Origin of the sequence: Achromobacter sp. ACM03 (assembly GCF_014851665.1) — a bacterium.
Classification (GTDB): Bacteria; Pseudomonadota; Gammaproteobacteria; order Burkholderiales; family Burkholderiaceae_B; genus Achromobacter; species Achromobacter aegrifaciens.
Window position 1 is genome coordinate 1 of the sequence record NZ_JACVAD010000022.1, and the last position, 636, is coordinate 636.

Below are 636 nucleotides of genomic sequence, written 5' to 3' on the forward strand. Positions count from 1 at the left end.
CTGGGCGAACAGGCCATCATGGCTCTGGCCGCTGCGCTGGATTCGTACATCCCGACGCCCGAGCGCGCCGTGGACGGCACGTTCCTGATGCCGGTTGAAGACGTGTTCTCGATCTCGGGTCGCGGCACCGTGGTGACCGGCCGTATCGAACGCGGCGTGATCAAGGTCGGCGAAGAAATCGAAATCGTCGGTATCGTTCCGACGGTCAAGACGACCTGCACGGGCGTGGAAATGTTCCGCAAGCTGCTGGACCAAGGTCAAGCGGGCGACAACGTGGGCATCCTGCTGCGCGGCACCAAGCGTGAAGACGTCCAGCGCGGCCAAGTTCTGGCCAAGCCGGGCTCGATCACCCCGCACACCGACTTCACCTCCGAGGTGTACATCCTGTCCAAGGAAGAAGGCGGCCGTCACACCCCGTTCTTCCAAGGCTATCGTCCCCAGTTCTACTTCCGCACGACGGACGTGACGGGCACGATCGAACTGCCGGCCGACAAGGAAATGGTTCTGCCGGGCGACAACGTGGCCATGACGGTCAAGCTGCTGGCCCCCATCGCCATGGAAGAAGGCCTGCGTTTCGCCATCCGTGAAGGCGGTCGTACCGTCGGCGCCGGCGTCGTCGCCAAGATCCTGAAGTAA

At 63.4% G+C, this 636-nt stretch carries 1 protein-coding gene; it reads left to right on the forward strand.

From position 1 onward, the window contains the following. The coding region (locus IB257_RS31405) for an EF-Tu/IF-2/RF-3 family GTPase (protein ID WP_255509223.1) at positions 1-636 on the forward strand (636 nt) is incomplete at its 5' end.